Genomic DNA, 14,701 nt, shown 5'->3' on the forward strand with positions numbered 1-14,701 from the left:
GGGGACACGGCCCGAAGGCGGCCGGACGCCGCCCCAAGGGCCGTGGGCCGGCCGGGCCGGGCCGGGCCGGGCCGTGGTGCCGGGCGGCTGTGGATCAGCCGGCCGTGGGCCGGGCGGCGGGCCTGGGCCGGGGATCGGCGGGTCAGCGGGGCAGCGGGTCAGCGGGTCAGGACCGAGAGGTCCTGGGCGGCCTTCGGGACCGAGACCGTCGAGTGGTCGTCCGACAGGGTCTGGACGGTGAACATCGCGATGCCCTCGTGCGGGAGGGACAGGGTGCGGGCCGCGTGCACCGGGCCGCCCGAGAGGGTCTCGACGGTGAGGGCGTAGGAGCCCTTGCCGCCCGCCGGGGCCACGGCCACCACCTGGGTGGTGCCCGCCTTGACGGTCACCTCCTGGGAGGCCGCGTCCCCGCCGCCGGTGCCCGGCGACGCCGTCACCCTGACCTTGGCGTCCTTGTCCCCCGGCACCGTCAGCGCGAGGACCGTCGCGTTCTCGTCGGTCCGGTCGTCGGCCACGGTGGCGCGCGCGCCGACCGGCCCGGCGGCCTGGACGAAGGCGAGCTCCTGCTTCGCGCCGCTGCCGCGCACCACCCGTACCGCCGCGACCACCGGCGCCGCCTTCTTCGGGTCCGCCGGGGTCAGCACGAGCGAGCCCGCCTCGCCCCGGGTCACGTCCTTCAGGTCCATGCTCGCGGTCATACCGGCCTTGACGTGCAGCTGTTCACTGCCCGCGGGGGTGATGGAACCGCCCGGCGCGGCCAGCCGGATCCTGAGGTCCGCGTCCTCCTCGCCGGGCACGAAGGCCACCAGCCGCACGGAGGCGGCGTCGGCCGGGATGCCCGGCATGACCACCGAGCCCGCGGGATCCGTGGCCGCCGACAACCAGTCGGCGCCCACCCCCTCCTCGGCGACCTGCACCGACGCGCCCACCCGGCCCGCCCGCGTCGTCACGTGGGCGGTGGCGTCCGCGAGCTGGCTCCCCGGGATCAGCGAGGAGAGCAGGACGGACTTGCTGGACTTGGGGTCGATCCGGATGTTCTCGCCGGTGCCCGCTTCGGGCTTGGCCACCCCGTCCGGGCCGAAGAGCTTGATGTCGACGACGGCCGCGGCGTCGTCCGGGTTGGTGAGGTGGACGTAGTCCTCGCGGCCCTTGGCCGTGCTCACCGCGGGGAACCAGAAGTCGGTGCCCGGGGCCGTGCAGCCGGCGCCCAGGAGGCCGCGCGCCCGGCCGACGGACACCTGGGTGGTCAGCTGGGCCGTCCAGCCGGGGGCGAGGGTCCCGTCGGCGCTGCCCGTGAGCGCGGGCGCGTCGGCGCCGGAGGCGGTGGCCCCGAAGGGCTTGCCCGTCTCCTTGGGCTCCAGCACCGGCTTGGCGTCCTTGGTGGCGCCGAGCAGGCGGGCCGAACCCTTGCCCTCGGCGGAGCCGGCCGCGCGGGGGGTGAAGGCCGTGTACGTGGTGTCCGCGATGTCCGAGGAGCTGGGCGCGGGGCACACCAGCAGGGACCGCTCCACGGGCATCCGCGTCGCGGCCGCCGCCTCGCCGCCGCCCGCCCCTCCTGCGGCGGCCGGGGCGGTCAGGGAGGCGACGCCGGTGAGGGCGGCCAGGGCCGCGGCCACGGCCGCCAGCGTCAGGGGTGCGCGCTGCTTCACTGCTGGGGGCTCCCGTCCGGACGCGGATCGTGCTGCGTGTGGGGGTCGTAGGGCTCGTACGGCTCGTACGGGTGGGGGTATTGCCGGGGGTCGGGGTCCTGGGCCGGCTGCTGCTGGTGCTGCGGGTACGCGTACGGCTCGTACCCGGGCGCCGGGTCCGCCGTGTACGGCTGCGGCTGCTGCGGCTGCGGCTGCGGCTGCGGCTGCTGCGGCTCGTAGGCGTAGCCACCCTGGTCGGCGTAGGACTGGTAGGCGTACGAGTCCTCCCCGTACACCGGCTGCGCCGGGATCTGTGCGTACGGGTCGGCGGCGATCGCCGCCTCCACCGGGGCGGCGGACTCGGCCTCGGCCTCCGCGCGCAGCCTGCGGGCGCGGCGGCCCTCGCCGGCCTCGCCCGGGCCGGGCTGGGCCGGGACGGCGGCCTCCTCCTCGGGGAGGTCGTCGTCGAGCCGTTCCCGGCGGCCGGGCAGGGCCATCACCAGGAGCACCAGGGCGAGGAAGCCCTGCGCCCAGTGCCACACGGTCCGCATGAGGGAGTCTTCGTGGACGAGGTCGAGGCGGCCGGCGGCGGCGGGCAGTTCGAAGCCCTGCGCCCAGCCGTCGAGGGTCTTCGCCTTGAGCGGTTTGCCGTCGAGGGTGGCCTGCCAGCCGGAGTCGGCGCGGTCGGCGATGCGCAGCACCCGGCCCGCCTCCCCGGCCGGGATCTTGCCGTGCGCCTCGACGGGCCCGGCGGCGACGGGGATCGGGGCCTCGCCCTGCTTGCCGGAGACGATGACGGCACGGGGCAGCCAGGGTTCGACGCCCCACAGCGCGGTGCCGTCCTGCTGGTGGCGCCGGCTGAGGCCGGGGGTGGCGTCGAGGACGCGGCGGATCTCCTCCGGTCCGCCGGGGCGGAACATGACGAAGCGGATGGCGTAGGCGCTGAGCTGGCTGGACTGGTCCGCCCCGGATCCGGCGACGAGATTGGACACGACCTTGTCGAGGCGCGGGTCGCTGCCGCTGCGGGCGGCGATCTCGGCGTCGCCCAGGCGGCCGCCGGCGCCGCGGACGAGGCTGTAGGAGACGGTGGCGGGCGGGTCGAGGTCCAGGATCAGGGTGCGGGTCTGGTTGTCGTCCCCGCCCGCGTCGGCGACGAAGGCGGGCACCTGCACCGGGTCGCGGCGCTGGAGCGGGCCGTCGGCGCCGGCGAGGAGCCAGCCGGCCGCGGCGAGCAGCGGCCCGGCGGCGGCGGCGAGCGCGATGAGCGCGGCGAGCGGCTGGCGCCAGCCGAAACTGCGGGCCGCGACCCGCTCCTTGGCGCCGTCGGCGCCGAGTGCGGCGGCGGCCAGCAGGGCGAGCCCGTAGACGAGGGTGGCGGGGCCGGCCCAGGCGCTGCGGTTGAGCAGGACGGCCAGGAGCAGTGCGGCGAGGGCGGTGGCCCAGGCGACGCGGACGGCGAACTGCCGGTCGCTGCGCAGCAGGGCGGCCAGCGCGGCGAGGACGATGCCGAGGAGCAGCAGCCCGCCGGGGGTGCCGGGGCCGCCGGGGCTGGTGCCGAGCAGGTCCAGGGCGCCCGCGGAGCCGGCTCCGTAGGGCAGTCCGGCCTCGTGCAGGAAGCGGCCGGGGTGCGTGAGCAGGCCCAGCGACCAGGGGGCGAGCACCAGGACCGGGACGGCGAGGGTGGCGAGCAGGCGCGGGCCGTACGTCTTCCAGCGGTCGCGGCGCAGGACCAGTGCGGCGGTCCCGAGGAGCGCGGCGAGCGGCCAGAGCACGGGGGTGAAGGCGGTGGCCAGGGTCAGCAGGAGGGTGTACGTCCACACAGCGCGCCGGCCGCCCCGCTTCTCGGCGCTCCCCTCGCCGTCGCCGAGGGCGAAGGCGGTGACGGCGGAGCGGGCGGTCAGCGGGAGCAGGACGGCCAGGACGGCGGTGCCGAGGCGGCCGCCGGCGAGGGCTCCGGTGACGGCGGGCAGGAAGGCGTAGGCGGTGGCCGCCCAGGCGCGCAGCAGCCGGGATTCGACGAGCGGCCGGGAGGCGAAGTAGGCGGTGAGTCCGGCGAGCGGGACGGACCCGACCAGGAGCAGGGTCAGGGCGGCCTGGCTGGAGCCGAAGAGGAGGGTGGCGAAAGCGCCGAGGACGGCCAGGTAGGGGGGTGCGTCGGCGGTGGATCCGGTGGAGACGGCCTGCCAGCCCTCGGTGTAGGCGCGCCACAGGTCGGGGCCGCTGTCGGGGGCGGGGAGCAGGGCGCCGCCCATCAGGGAGCCGCCGCCGATGAGGGCGCGGCAGGCGAGGGCGGAGACGAGCAGGAGGAGCCCGAAGAGGAAGGGCGCGGGGTTGCGGGCGACCCGCTTGAGGCGGGCGAACCGCTCGGTCTCCAGGTAGTCGTCCTCGCCGGGCGCGGAGAGGATGCTGCCCCCGCCGTGCCGCCCGGCGGGGGCGGCCTCGTGCTCGCGGTCGCCGGTGAAGTAGCCGGCGAGCTGTTCGGCGTTGGCCCGCAGGGAGGCGCCGGGCGGGGGGAAGAGCGGGCGCAGTTCCGCGGCGGGGACGACGGGCCGGCGGCGGGCCTTGCGGGCGGCGAGCACGCGGCCCGGGCGCAGCAGGGTGGCCAGGAGGCCGGTGAACTCGTCGACGGCCTGGCCGGGGGCCTTGCCGATGAGGTAGGCGAGGGTGCGCAGCACGGTGCCGAGCAGGACGCGCAGCAGGACGTAGGGCAGGGCGCGGGCGGAGCTGTTGGCGAGGATCGTGTAGACGGCGCCGGCCTTGTCGACGCGGTGGGGGCCGGCCGTGGCGCGGCCGGCGCAGTCGACGGTGCGGCGTTCGCGGGCGGCGGCCTCGGCGTGCCGCAGGACGGCGTCGGGGGCGACGAGGACGGTGTGGCCGGCGCTCTGGGCCCGCCAGCACAGGTCGACGTCGTCGCGCATCAGGGGCAGTCGGCGGTCGAAGCCGCCGAGGGCGTCGTAGACGTCGCGGCGCACCAGCATGCCGGCGGTGGAGACGGACAGCACGGGGCGGACCTGGTCGTGCTGGCCCTGGTCCTGTTCGCGGCGGTCCAGTCCGGTCCAGCGGCGGCCGCTGCGGGCGATGGTGACGCCGGCTTCGAGGAGTTGCTTCTTGTCGTACCAGCCGCGCAGCTTGGGGCCGATGACGGCGGCTTCGGGATTCTCCTCGGCGACGCGGAGCAGTTCGGTGAGGGCGTCGGGTTCGGGCGCGCTGTCGTCGTGCAGGAGCCAGAGCCACTGGACGGGCTCGCCGTGGGGGAGCTCGGGGAGGTCGTAGGTGTCGTCGCGCCAGGTGCGGCTGACGGGGTCCCATCCGCTGGGGCGCTTGAGGTACGGGAGGTCCTCGGGGGTCGGGGTGCCTGCGGTGCGGGCGGCTTCCGCGACGGCGGTGCCGAATCCGGTGCGCCGGGCGAGGTGCAGCACGCGGTCGTCGCCGAAGGCCTCGGTGAGCAGCCGCGCGGAGTCGTCGGAGCTGCCGGTGTCGGCGGCGACGTGGTTCTGCGCGGGGCGTTCCTGACCGAGGAGGCCGGCGAGCGTCCGGGGCAGCCAGCGGGCGCCGTCGTGGGCGACGAGGACCGCGGTGACGACGTGCCGGGGGAACTGGGGTGTGGCGGGGGCCTGGTGGGCGGCCGCCGACTGGCTGTGCAGGGACATCGCGGTACGGGCCCTCCGGCCGGGGGTCCGGGGGTGGTGTGCCCTCGGAGGCTGCTGGACAGCGCCCCACCCTAACGGCTGGAAAAGCGACGGTCCGCCTCCTGCGGGGAAGGTGCAGGAGGCGGACCGTTGGCGGTGCTCGGCGGCTGCGGGGCCGCGGCGTTCGTCGTGCCGTGCGATATGCAGGCGGATGTGCGGTGTGGTGTGCGGTACGGCGTGCGGTGGAGCGTGCGGCAGGTGCCCGGCGGGGAGTGCCCCGGCGGTGTCAGACCGCCGCCTTTTTCAGCCGACGGCGCTCGCGCTCGGACAGGCCGCCCCAGATGCCGAACCGCTCGTCGTTGGCGAGGGCGTATTCAAGGCATTCGGAGCGGACTTCGCAGGCGAGGCAGACCTTCTTCGCCTCGCGGGTGGAGCCGCCCTTCTCGGGAAAGAAGGACTCGGGGTCGGTCTGGGCGCACAGTGCGCGCTCCTGCCATCCGAGCTCCTCGTCCGCCTCCTCGACCAGCAGTTCCTGAAACAGCTCGGTCATGTGCGCCCCTCGCTCTGTCTGTGCGTCCCCGTGGTGTTGCCGTTACCGATCGCTACGTAACGACACGAGTGAAATTACAAGTGCGTGGCTCCGGCGCAGTCAAGCCGAGGTCTGCTATTGGGCCTCTTATTCACTCTGCGGAACCAAGCCTATGCAGAAAGTGTTCATATCGCCAAAAATCGTGACACATGCCACTGGCGTGGTCCGATGCCCGCCTTCCCCGTAAATCACGAGTCACTCGTACGTGGGGTTGCGATCCGGCCAAAGAAGCGGCGCAGATCACAGTCCGATCACGAGATGGCGGATTCCGTTTGAAGCGCGGTACAGCGCCACATCCCCTGGCCGGCACTGCACAAACCTTTCTCCGCGTGGAGTAACCGGATGAGGTGAAACTTTTACTCCAAACCAGACATTGGGTTGACAGTCCGGCCGCCGACCCGTTCTCCTTGTTCGCATGTCAGCGCCCGCAGCCGCCACCCGGACACCCATTCGTGGGTTCCTGTGCGCTGCCCAGGTCCGCTGTTGCTGTTGCTGCTGTTGATGCCTCCGGAGCCCCAACTCCCCGAGCTCCGGCCAGCCCCCCACAGCAACCGCCCGCACCACTGACATCCGTCGAGGTAACCCCACGATGAACAGCACCGCCGCGGCCCCCGCGCCCACCGAGAGCGACCTCCAGATCGCCGGTGACATCCTCGCCGTCCAGCACCTCCTCCAGCCCGCCCGCGAACACCCGGCCACCGTCGCCGAGTTTGCCGGCCTCGCCCGCTCCGTCGCCGAGGACCGCGCCTCCTGGGAGCACCTGGTCCGCTACGACGCCACCACCCGCTGGTACCACCGGCTGCGCACCGGGCCCGGCTACGAGGTCTGGCTGCTCAGCTGGGTCCCCGGCCAGGGCAGCGGCCCCCACGGCCACGGCGAGTCCTGCGGCGTCCTGACCGTCCTGGAGGGCGAGCTCACCGAGCACCACTCCCGCGGGACGCTCACCCTCGGCGCCGGCTCCCAGCGCGTCTTCGCCCCCGGCTACGCCCACGAGGTCGTCAACGACACCCTGGAGGGAGCGGTCAGCCTGCACGTCTACTTCCCCGGCCTGACCGAGATGCCGGTGCACAACTGCTCCCCGGCCAGGTCGCAGACGGTGCCGGCCTGACCCCGGCCGGCGGGCCTGACAGACTTCGTGCATGCGCATCGTTGTTCTGGCCGGCGGTATAGGCGGCGCCCGGTTCCTGTCCGGACTCAAGTCGGCAGTGCCCGACGCGGACATCACGGTCATCGGCAACACCGGTGACGACATTCACCTGTTCGGGCTCAAGGTCTGCCCCGATCTGGACACGGTGATGTACACCCTCGGCGGTGGCATCAACGAGGACCAGGGCTGGGGGCGGACCGATGAGTCCTTCACCGTCAAGGAGGAGCTCGCGGCCTACGGGGTCGGACCCACCTGGTTCGGCCTGGGCGACCGCGATTTCGCCACGCACATCGTCCGTACGCAGATGCTCGGCGCGGGCTACCCGCTGAGCGCCGTCACCGAGGCCCTGTGCGACCGCTGGCAGCCGGGCGTACGGCTGCTGCCCATGTCCGACGACCGGGTGGAGACCCATGTCGCGATCACCGAGGCCGGTACCGGGGAGCGGCGCGTCGTCCACTTCCAGGAGTACTGGGTCCGGCTGCGCGCCGCGGTGGACGCGGAGGCCGTCGTCCCCGTCGGGGCCGAACAGGCCAAGCCCGCGCCCGGCGTACTGGAGGCCATCGCGGCCGCCGACGTGATCCTCTTCCCGCCGTCGAACCCGGTGGTCTCGGTGGGGACGATCCTCGCCGTGCCGGGCATCCGGGAGGCCGTGGCAGCCGCCGGGGCGCCGGTCGTGGGCCTCTCCCCCATCGTCGGGGGCGCCCCCGTGCGCGGGATGGCCGACAAGGTGCTGGCCGCGATCGGCGTGGAGGCCACGGCCGCGGCGGTGGCCCGCCACTACGGGGCCGGGCTGCTCGACGGCTGGCTGGTGGACACCGCCGACGCGGACGCCGTCGCCGAGGTGGAGGCCGCCGGCATCTCCTGCCGCGCCGTACCGCTGCTGATGACCGACCTGGCGGCGACCGCGGAGATGGCCCGCGCCGCACTGGAGCTGGCGCAGGCCGCCCGGTGACCGGCGTGCGCTCCGCTCGGGGGCACAGTCCCTCGTACGAGGTGCGGGCCGTCGAGGGGATCCCGGAGGTCAGGCCCGGTGACGACCTGGCCAAGCTGATCACGGTGGCCGCGCCCGACCTGCGCGACGGGGACGTCCTGCTGGTCACCTCGAAGATCGTCTCCAAGGCGGAGGGGCGCATCGCCCGCGCGGACTCGCGGGAGGACGCCATCGACGCGGAGACCGTACGGGTGGTCGCGCGCCGCGGCCCCCTGCGGATCGTGGAGAACCGGCAGGGGCTGGTGATGGCGGCCGCCGGGGTGGACGCCTCCAACACCGCCCCCGGCACCGTGCTGCTGCTGCCCGAGGACCCGGACGGCTCGGCCGCCGCGATCCGGGCGGGGGTGCGCGACATGCTGTGCGTCGACGTGGGCGTGGTGGTGACCGACACCTTCGGACGGCCCTGGCGCACCGGTCTGACGGACGTGGCGATCGGATCGGCCGGGGTGCGGGTCCTGGACGACCTGCGCGGCGGCACGGACGCGCACGGCAACCCGCTGAGCGCGACGGTCGTGGCGACAGCCGACGAACTGGCCGCGGCCGGCGACCTCGTCAAGGGCAAGGCCGCCGGGCTGCCGGTGGCCGTCGTGCGCGGCCTGGCCCACGTCCTGGGCGAGGGCTCCTCGGCGCGGGACCTGGTGCGTACCGCGGCCGACGACATGTTCCGGCTGGGCACCTCGGAAGCGGTGCGCGAGGCGGTGACGCAGCGGCGCACCGTACGGGCCTTCACGGCGGAGCCGGTGGACCCGGGCGCGGTGCGGCGGGCGGTGGCGGCGGCCGTGACGGCTCCTGCGCCGCACCACACGACGCCGTGGCGGTTCGTCCTGCTGGAGTCCGCCGGGGCCCGGGCGGAGCTGCTGGACGCCATGCGGGACGCGTGGGTCGCCGACCTGCGGGCGGACGGCAGGTCGGATGAGTCCATCGCGAAGCGGGTGCGGCGCGGGGACGTCCTGCGGGCCGCCCCGTACCTGGTCGTGCCATGCCTGGTGACGGACGGGGCGCACCACTACGGGCACGCCCGGCGGGACGCGGCCGAGCGGGAGATGTTCGTGGTCGCCATGGGCGCGGGCGTGCAGAACTTCCTGGTGGCGCTGGCCGGGGAACGGCTGGGCTCGGCGTGGGTGTCCTCGACGATGTTCTGCCGGGACGTGGTGCGCGAGGTGCTGGGCCTGCCCGGGGACTGGGACCCGATGGGGGCCGTCGCGGTGGGCCACCCGGCGGTGGCGCCGGCGGAGCGGGCGGTGCGGGCGCCGGAGGCGTTCATCGAGGTCCGCTGATCAGATGAGGCCGATGTCGTTGCGGTACATCCGGGGCGCGCGGCGCGGCGGGGTGTGTCCGGCGAGCAGGATCAGCCGGGCGGCGCGGTGGCGCTGGCCCGCGTACGGGGCGAGCAGCTCCAGCATGACCGCGTCGTCGGCGTCGCGGTCGCCGGCGAGGGCGTAGCCGATGATGCCGGGGAGGTGCAGGTCCCCGGTGGTGACGGCGTCGGGGTCGCCGTTGGTGCGCTGGAGGGTCTCGGCGGAGGTCCAGGGACCGATGCCGGGGACGGCCTCCAGCCGGGCGGCGGCCTGCGGGAGCTCCATGGCGGCGGCCTCCTCCATGCGGTTCGCCAGACGGGCGGCCCGGATGATGGTGGCGGAGCGCTTGGCGTCGACCCCGGCCCGGTGCCAGTCCCAGGAGGGGATCATGGCCCAGGTGTGGGCGGTGGGCATGACGTGGAGGCCGAGGCCGTGGCGGCCTGCGACGTGGGGGCCGGGGGCGGGCTCGCCGTACTGGCGGACGAGGCGGCGCCAGGCGCGGTAGGCCTCGTCCGCGGTGACCTTCTGCTCCAGGACGGTGGGGATCAGCGATTCCAGCACCAGGCCGGTCCGGGTGAGGCGCAGGCCGGGGCGGCGGCGGTGGCTGGCGTGCACGAGGCGGTGGCGGGGGACGAAGACGGCGGGGTCGTCGCCGGCGCCGAGGAGCGCGGGCAGCTGGTCGAGGATCCAGTCGGCGCCGGGGCCCCAGGCTTCGGCGGCGACCTCGGTCCCGGCGCGGGAGACCCGGAGGGTGGCGGGGCCCTGCGGGGTGCGGGTGGCGCGCCAGACCGAGCCGTCGGGCGTCGTGCGGAAGGTGGGGTCGCCGGGGCCGCGGCGCAGCGGACCGAGCACGAGACCGAGGTCGACGGGCGCCCCCGGGGCCCAGTGGCGCCCCTTGGCGGCGGGCCGGGCGCTGGCCGCGGGCCGGGGATCGGCGACGGGCCGGGCGCTGGCCACGGGCCGGGCGTCGGCGGGCCGGGGATCGGCCACGGGCCGGGCGTCGGCGGGCCGGGGATCGGCCACGGGCCGGGCGTCGGCGGGCCGGGCGGCGGGGGTGCGGGTGCCGGTGGGCACGGCTACGCGGCCGCCGCGGGCTGCGGTGGGGGTGCGGGGGTCGAAGCGGCCGGCCATCCCTTGAGCGTAGCCCTGCGGGAGCCGTGCCCCACCCCGCCCTTCCCCGTTCCCCGGGCTCCGCCCGGCCCCGCGTCTGAACGCCCGCGAGGCTCAAGACCCGGGGCTCCGCCCCGTACCCCGCGCCTCAAACGCCGGCGAGGCTGGAAATGCCCCGGCCCGGTCCGCACCACCAGCTCCGCCGGCGCTCGGAGCTCGGACGCGGAGCGCCGTACAGGGGCGCCCGCCGGGTGAGACGGAAGACAGGCGTCGGGCCCAGCCACCCACCCAGCCCCGCCGGCGCTTGAGGCGCAGGCGCGGAGCGCCGTACAGGGACGGCGACCCACCGAGCGCAGAAAGACAACCACCGGACCGCACCACCAGCCCCGCCGGCGCTCGGAGCTCGGACGCGGAGCGCCGTGCAGGGACGGCGACCCACCGAGCGCGGAGAGGCAGCCACCGGACCGCACCACCAGCCCACCCAGCCCCGCCGGCGCCTCAGGCGCGGGCGCACAGCGCCGTGACGGGTACGGCCGGGCGGGAGGAAGCCGGCGAGCCCGGCGGGAGCAGGGGCGGGGCTAGGGGCGGCCCTGGAGGTGGGCCGATGCGGCGCGGGTCGTGGGGAGCTTGCCGTACAGCAGCCTGCCGGGGCACTCCGTCGCGAAGCCGTCGCGGTGACCGGAGATGACGTTCATCCTGACGTTCCTGCCCTTGGCGAACAGGTTGCCGCCACCCGACCTCAGGGTCGTCTTCGCACGCGGGTCCCGGCCGAAGAGCCCGAGCTTCCAGGCCGTGAGCCGCGCGATCGCGTCGACGGCCGCCTTCGGCGGGGTGGTGGCGGAGTAGGAGCCGATCACCGCGATGCCCATGCTGTCCGTGTTGAAGCCCATGGTGTGCGCGCCCAGCACCGCCTTGGAGACCCCGCCCGCGCGGCCCTCGTACACCGTGCCGCACTTGTCGACGGCGAAGTTGTAGCCGAGGTCGCGCCAGCCGCTGCTGACCACGTGGTAGCGGTAGAGGCTGCGCAGGACGGCCGGGGCGTCCTTGCACGCGTAGTTGTTGCCGGAGGCGCTGTGGTGGACGAAGGCCGCCTTGACGGTGTTCGTGTAGACGAAGCCCCTCTCGCGCAGTTTCTCGTCCGCGCCCCACCCCTTGCGGGTGACGATCCGCGGGCGCGGGCCGATGTACGGGCGGGCCGCCGCGCTGAGCTCGCCCTCGCTCGCGAAGACCGCGTCGGCGGTGGAGTCGGCCTTGTCGAGGGCCGTGATCTCGTCGGCGCCCAGCTCGGCGTGCGGCAGGTTGGCCTGGGAGGACTCGGTCGTCTCCATCGACATGCCGACCACCGCCGGTTCGTCGCCCTTGTCGTCGCCGTCGGGGTCGGTGTTCTTGCCGTCCGGGCTCCCGGCGGGGACGTCCGCTCCGGGGTCGACGAGTTCGATCCGCAGCCCCGAGGGGAGGCGGGAGCCGGCCGCGGGAGCCTGGGCGCCCGGTTCCGCCCGGACGCGGACCTCCACGCCGTTGGACGCGCCGACCCACAGCGGCGCGGTGGCGCCGCGGATGCGGCCGGAGCCGCGTTCCGCCGCGTCGGGGTCGGCGGCGTGCTCGCTGTCGTGGGTCTCGACGTCCTGCCAGGCGGACCAGGCCGAGGTCGTCGCCGAGCGGGTACGGACCTGGACCCGTCCGTGCAGCTCGGCGGCCGCGTCGTCCCATACGACGCCGACCATCGAGAACGTCTTGACGTCGCGTGCGGCCAGGCCCCGCGTCTCGGGCAGGCGGGGCGAGGCGCTCATCCCGGGGACGCCGGGGGTCCGCCGCGCCGCCGGTCCGAGCGGGACGAGCGGCAGCGACTGGGTGGACCCCGCGGGGGTGAGGGGGGAGACCGCGGGGAGGACGGGGGAGACCGCGCTCATGGACCGAGCGGCCAGGGCCGGAGTAGGGAGCGCGACGGGCAGGGCCAGTGCGGCAGCAGTCGCGACGCCGATCGAGGAAGCAAGGAATCCACGCATGCAATGGATGGTGTGCACCCGCGCCGCCGGACGCCATCCGAGAACTGACGCACCGTCCGACACCGGCGGGGTACCCCTCCCCCGTACGGCGCAGCCGCGGGCCGCCGTACGGGGGAGGGGCCCGCGTACCCTGTGCCGGGTGAACGCCACTGACCGCACCCCTGCCGACCTGCTGCGATCCGCGCTGGCCGCCGATCCGGGCCGCCCGCTCGTCACCTTCTACGACGACGCCACGGGCGAGCGCGTGGAATTGTCCGTCGCCACCTTCGCCAATTGGGTGGCCAAGACCGCCAACCTACTCCAGGGCGACCTGGGGGCCGAGCCCGGCGACCGGCTCGCGCTGCTGCTGCCCGCGCACTGGCAGAGCGCCGTCTGGCTGCTCGCCTGCGCCTCGGTCGGCGTCGTCGCCGAGGTGGGCGGGGATCCGGCCGGCGCCGACCTGGTGGTGAGCGGGCCGGACACCCTCGCGCAGGCCGCGGCCTGTTCCGGTGAGCGCGTGGCTCTCGCGCTGCGGCCGCTGGGCGGCCGGTTCCCCCAGCCGCCGGAAGGGTTCGCGGACTACGCGGTGGAGGTGCCGGGGCAGGGCGACCGGTTCGCGCCCTTCGTGCCGGTGGATCCCGAGGGGCCGGGGCTCGTCGTCGGCGGCGAGGAGCTCTCGTGGGCGCGGCTCACCGCCCGCGCCCGCGAGGACGCGGCGGAGCTGGGGCTGGGCGAGGGCTCGCGGGTGCTCACCGGGCTCGGCTACGACGACTGGCGGGGCCTGGCCGCCGGGCTCTACGCGCCGCTGGCCGCGGGTGGGTCCGTGGTGCTGTGCCGGAACCTGGACCGGCTGCCGCAGGACGCGCTGGCCCAGCGGGTCGAGAGCGAGCGGGTCACGCACCGCCTCTGATGGCGGCCCCGGCCCCCGTCACCCACACTGGTCAAGACCGAGAACGGGCGATTTGTCACCCGCCTGGCCCTAGACAGGGCCCTGCCCCCGGGCTCCCCCGGCCGCCCGGAGGCAGGATCGGCAGAGGCCGTATCCCACGCGTACGGCTGTTACCGGAGCGGTGAGGGGACGGATGCTGGTGACGGACAGTGCAGGCATACCGGGCGGAGCCGATGCGGCCGGAGGCTCTTCGAAGCCTCCGCGCAGCCGTCGGCGCCGACTGCTGCGCTGGACCGGTCTCGGGGCGGCCTTCCTGGCGGTGGCGGGCTCGGCCGCCGGCTGGTGGCTCTACAACAAGCTCGACGGGAACATCACCGAGGACACCTCGGCGGCGGCCGAGCTGCGCCGCTACGAGCGCGAGCGGCCCGCGCACCTGGCCACGGGCGCGGAGAACATCCTGCTGATCGGCTCGGACACGCGTTCCGGGAAGGACAACGCGCGCTACGGGCGGGACCGGGGCACCCAGCGTTCGGACACGGCCATCCTGCTGCACCTGCCCGCGGACCGGCGCAGCGCGACGGCCGTGTCGATACCCCGGGATCTGATGGCGCAGGTCCCCCCCTGCCTGAAGGCGGACGGGAGCCGCACCCGGGAGCAGTTCGCGCAGTTCAACTGGGCCTTCCAGTGGGGCGGGGCCGCCTGCACGATCCGCACGGTGGAGAAGTTCTCGGGGATCCGGATCGACCACCACATGGTGATCGACTTCGGCGGCTTCAAGAAGATGGTCGAGGCCATCGGCGGGGTGGAGGTCTGCCTCAAGCAGCCGGTGGACGATCCCGAGGCCAGGCTCAAGCTGCCGGCCGGGCGCCAGAACCTCCGGGGCGAGCAGGCCCTCGGCTTCGTCCGCGCCCGCTACAGCCTGGGCAACGGCAGCGACACCGAACGGATGGCGCGCCAGCAGCAGTTCCTCGGCTCGCTCGTCAAGAAGGTGCAGAGCAACGGGGTGCTGCTCAATCCGGCGCGGCTGTACCCGCTGCTGGACGCGGCCACTTCCTCGGTGACCACGGATCCCGGGCTCGCCTCGCTGCGGGACCTGTACGAACTCGTGCGGGGGGTGCGGGACATACCGACCGAGCAGGTCAAGTTCCTTACCGTGCCCCGTCGGCCGTACGCGGCCAATCCGAACCGGGACGAGCTGGTGGAGCCGGACGCGGCGGGGCTGTTCGCGCAGCTGAGGACGGACAAACCGGTGACGGTCACCCCGCCGAGGCCCGACAGCGGGATCAAGCCCGCCGAGCCCGCGCCGACCACGACGCCGGGGGACCGGACGGACGGGGGAACCGCCGCGACCCCCACACCCGTCCCCACCTTCACGGGAACTACGGCGGGGATGGCCGACTGCCGGTAAAGCAATCCCAAAAGCCGGTGACCGAAC

10 protein-coding genes are annotated in these 14,701 nt (G+C 75.0%); 5 read left to right on the top strand and 5 right to left on the bottom strand.

All coding sequences use genetic code 11. The annotated features are described in order from the left end of the window. Positions 1-158: 158 nt before the first annotated feature. From AMK16_RS23605 to AMK16_RS23615, 3 genes are all read right to left on the bottom strand, one after another. Entirely contained in the window at positions 159-1,649 is a 1,491-nt protein-coding gene (locus AMK16_RS23605; RefSeq protein ID WP_073918993.1) for a DUF5719 family protein, read from the bottom strand. After that, complete coding sequence (locus AMK16_RS23610; RefSeq protein WP_073918995.1) at positions 1,646-5,278, bottom strand: glycosyltransferase family 2 protein; 3,633 nt, start codon at positions 5,276-5,278, stop codon at positions 1,646-1,648. Before AMK16_RS23610 ends, AMK16_RS23605 begins: the two co-directional genes overlap by 4 nt. 265 nt (positions 5,279-5,543) lie before the next feature. Continuing rightward, on the bottom strand, positions 5,544-5,807 hold the full coding sequence (locus AMK16_RS23615) for a WhiB family transcriptional regulator (protein ID WP_003983763.1): 264 nt from the start codon (positions 5,805-5,807) through the stop codon (positions 5,544-5,546). A 628-nt stretch (positions 5,808-6,435) separates the two neighbouring features. Here AMK16_RS23615 and AMK16_RS23625 point away from each other — a divergent pair. From AMK16_RS23625 to AMK16_RS23635, 3 genes are read left to right on the top strand one after another with little or no spacing between them, the layout of a single operon-like run. Then, positions 6,436-6,954 carry a cysteine dioxygenase gene (locus AMK16_RS23625; protein WP_073918999.1) on the top strand — a complete coding sequence of 173 codons (519 nt, stop codon included), beginning with the start codon at positions 6,436-6,438 and terminating at the stop codon, positions 6,952-6,954. 31 nt (positions 6,955-6,985) lie between these two features. Next, entirely contained in the window at positions 6,986-7,945 is a 960-nt protein-coding gene (cofD, locus tag AMK16_RS23630; protein WP_073919001.1) for a 2-phospho-L-lactate transferase, read from the top strand. Then, complete coding sequence (locus AMK16_RS23635) at positions 7,942-9,261, top strand: coenzyme F420-0:L-glutamate ligase (protein ID WP_073919002.1); 1,320 nt, start codon at positions 7,942-7,944, stop codon at positions 9,259-9,261. Before cofD ends, AMK16_RS23635 begins: the two co-directional genes overlap by 4 nt. Here the strand turns inward: AMK16_RS23635 and AMK16_RS23640 are convergent, their stop codons facing one another. Continuing rightward, a complete protein-coding gene (locus AMK16_RS23640; protein ID WP_242438871.1) occupies positions 9,262-10,413 on the bottom strand; it encodes a DNA-3-methyladenine glycosylase family protein in 1,152 nt (383 codons plus the stop codon). A gap of 557 nt (positions 10,414-10,970) precedes the next feature. Further along, positions 10,971-12,398: a peptidoglycan recognition protein family protein gene (locus tag AMK16_RS23645; RefSeq protein ID WP_073919004.1), complete on the bottom strand. Its 1,428-nt coding sequence runs from the start codon at positions 12,396-12,398 to the stop codon at positions 10,971-10,973. 139 nt (positions 12,399-12,537) lie between these two features. On the opposite strand from AMK16_RS23645, the gene AMK16_RS23650 reads away from it, so the two are divergent. Together AMK16_RS23650 and AMK16_RS23655 are read left to right on the top strand one after the other, a co-directional pair. Beyond that, on the top strand, positions 12,538-13,287 hold the full coding sequence (locus tag AMK16_RS23650; RefSeq protein ID WP_073919006.1) for a TIGR03089 family protein: 750 nt from the start codon (positions 12,538-12,540) through the stop codon (positions 13,285-13,287). Positions 13,288-13,465: 178 nt separating this feature from the next. Beyond that, positions 13,466-14,674, top strand: a complete 1,209-nt coding sequence (locus AMK16_RS23655; RefSeq protein WP_073919622.1) for an LCP family protein — start codon at positions 13,466-13,468, stop codon at positions 14,672-14,674. Positions 14,675-14,701 lie beyond the last annotated feature (27 nt).

Source organism: Streptomyces sp. CB00455, from assembly GCF_001905445.1.
Lineage (GTDB): Bacteria > Actinomycetota > Actinomycetes > Streptomycetales > Streptomycetaceae > Streptomyces.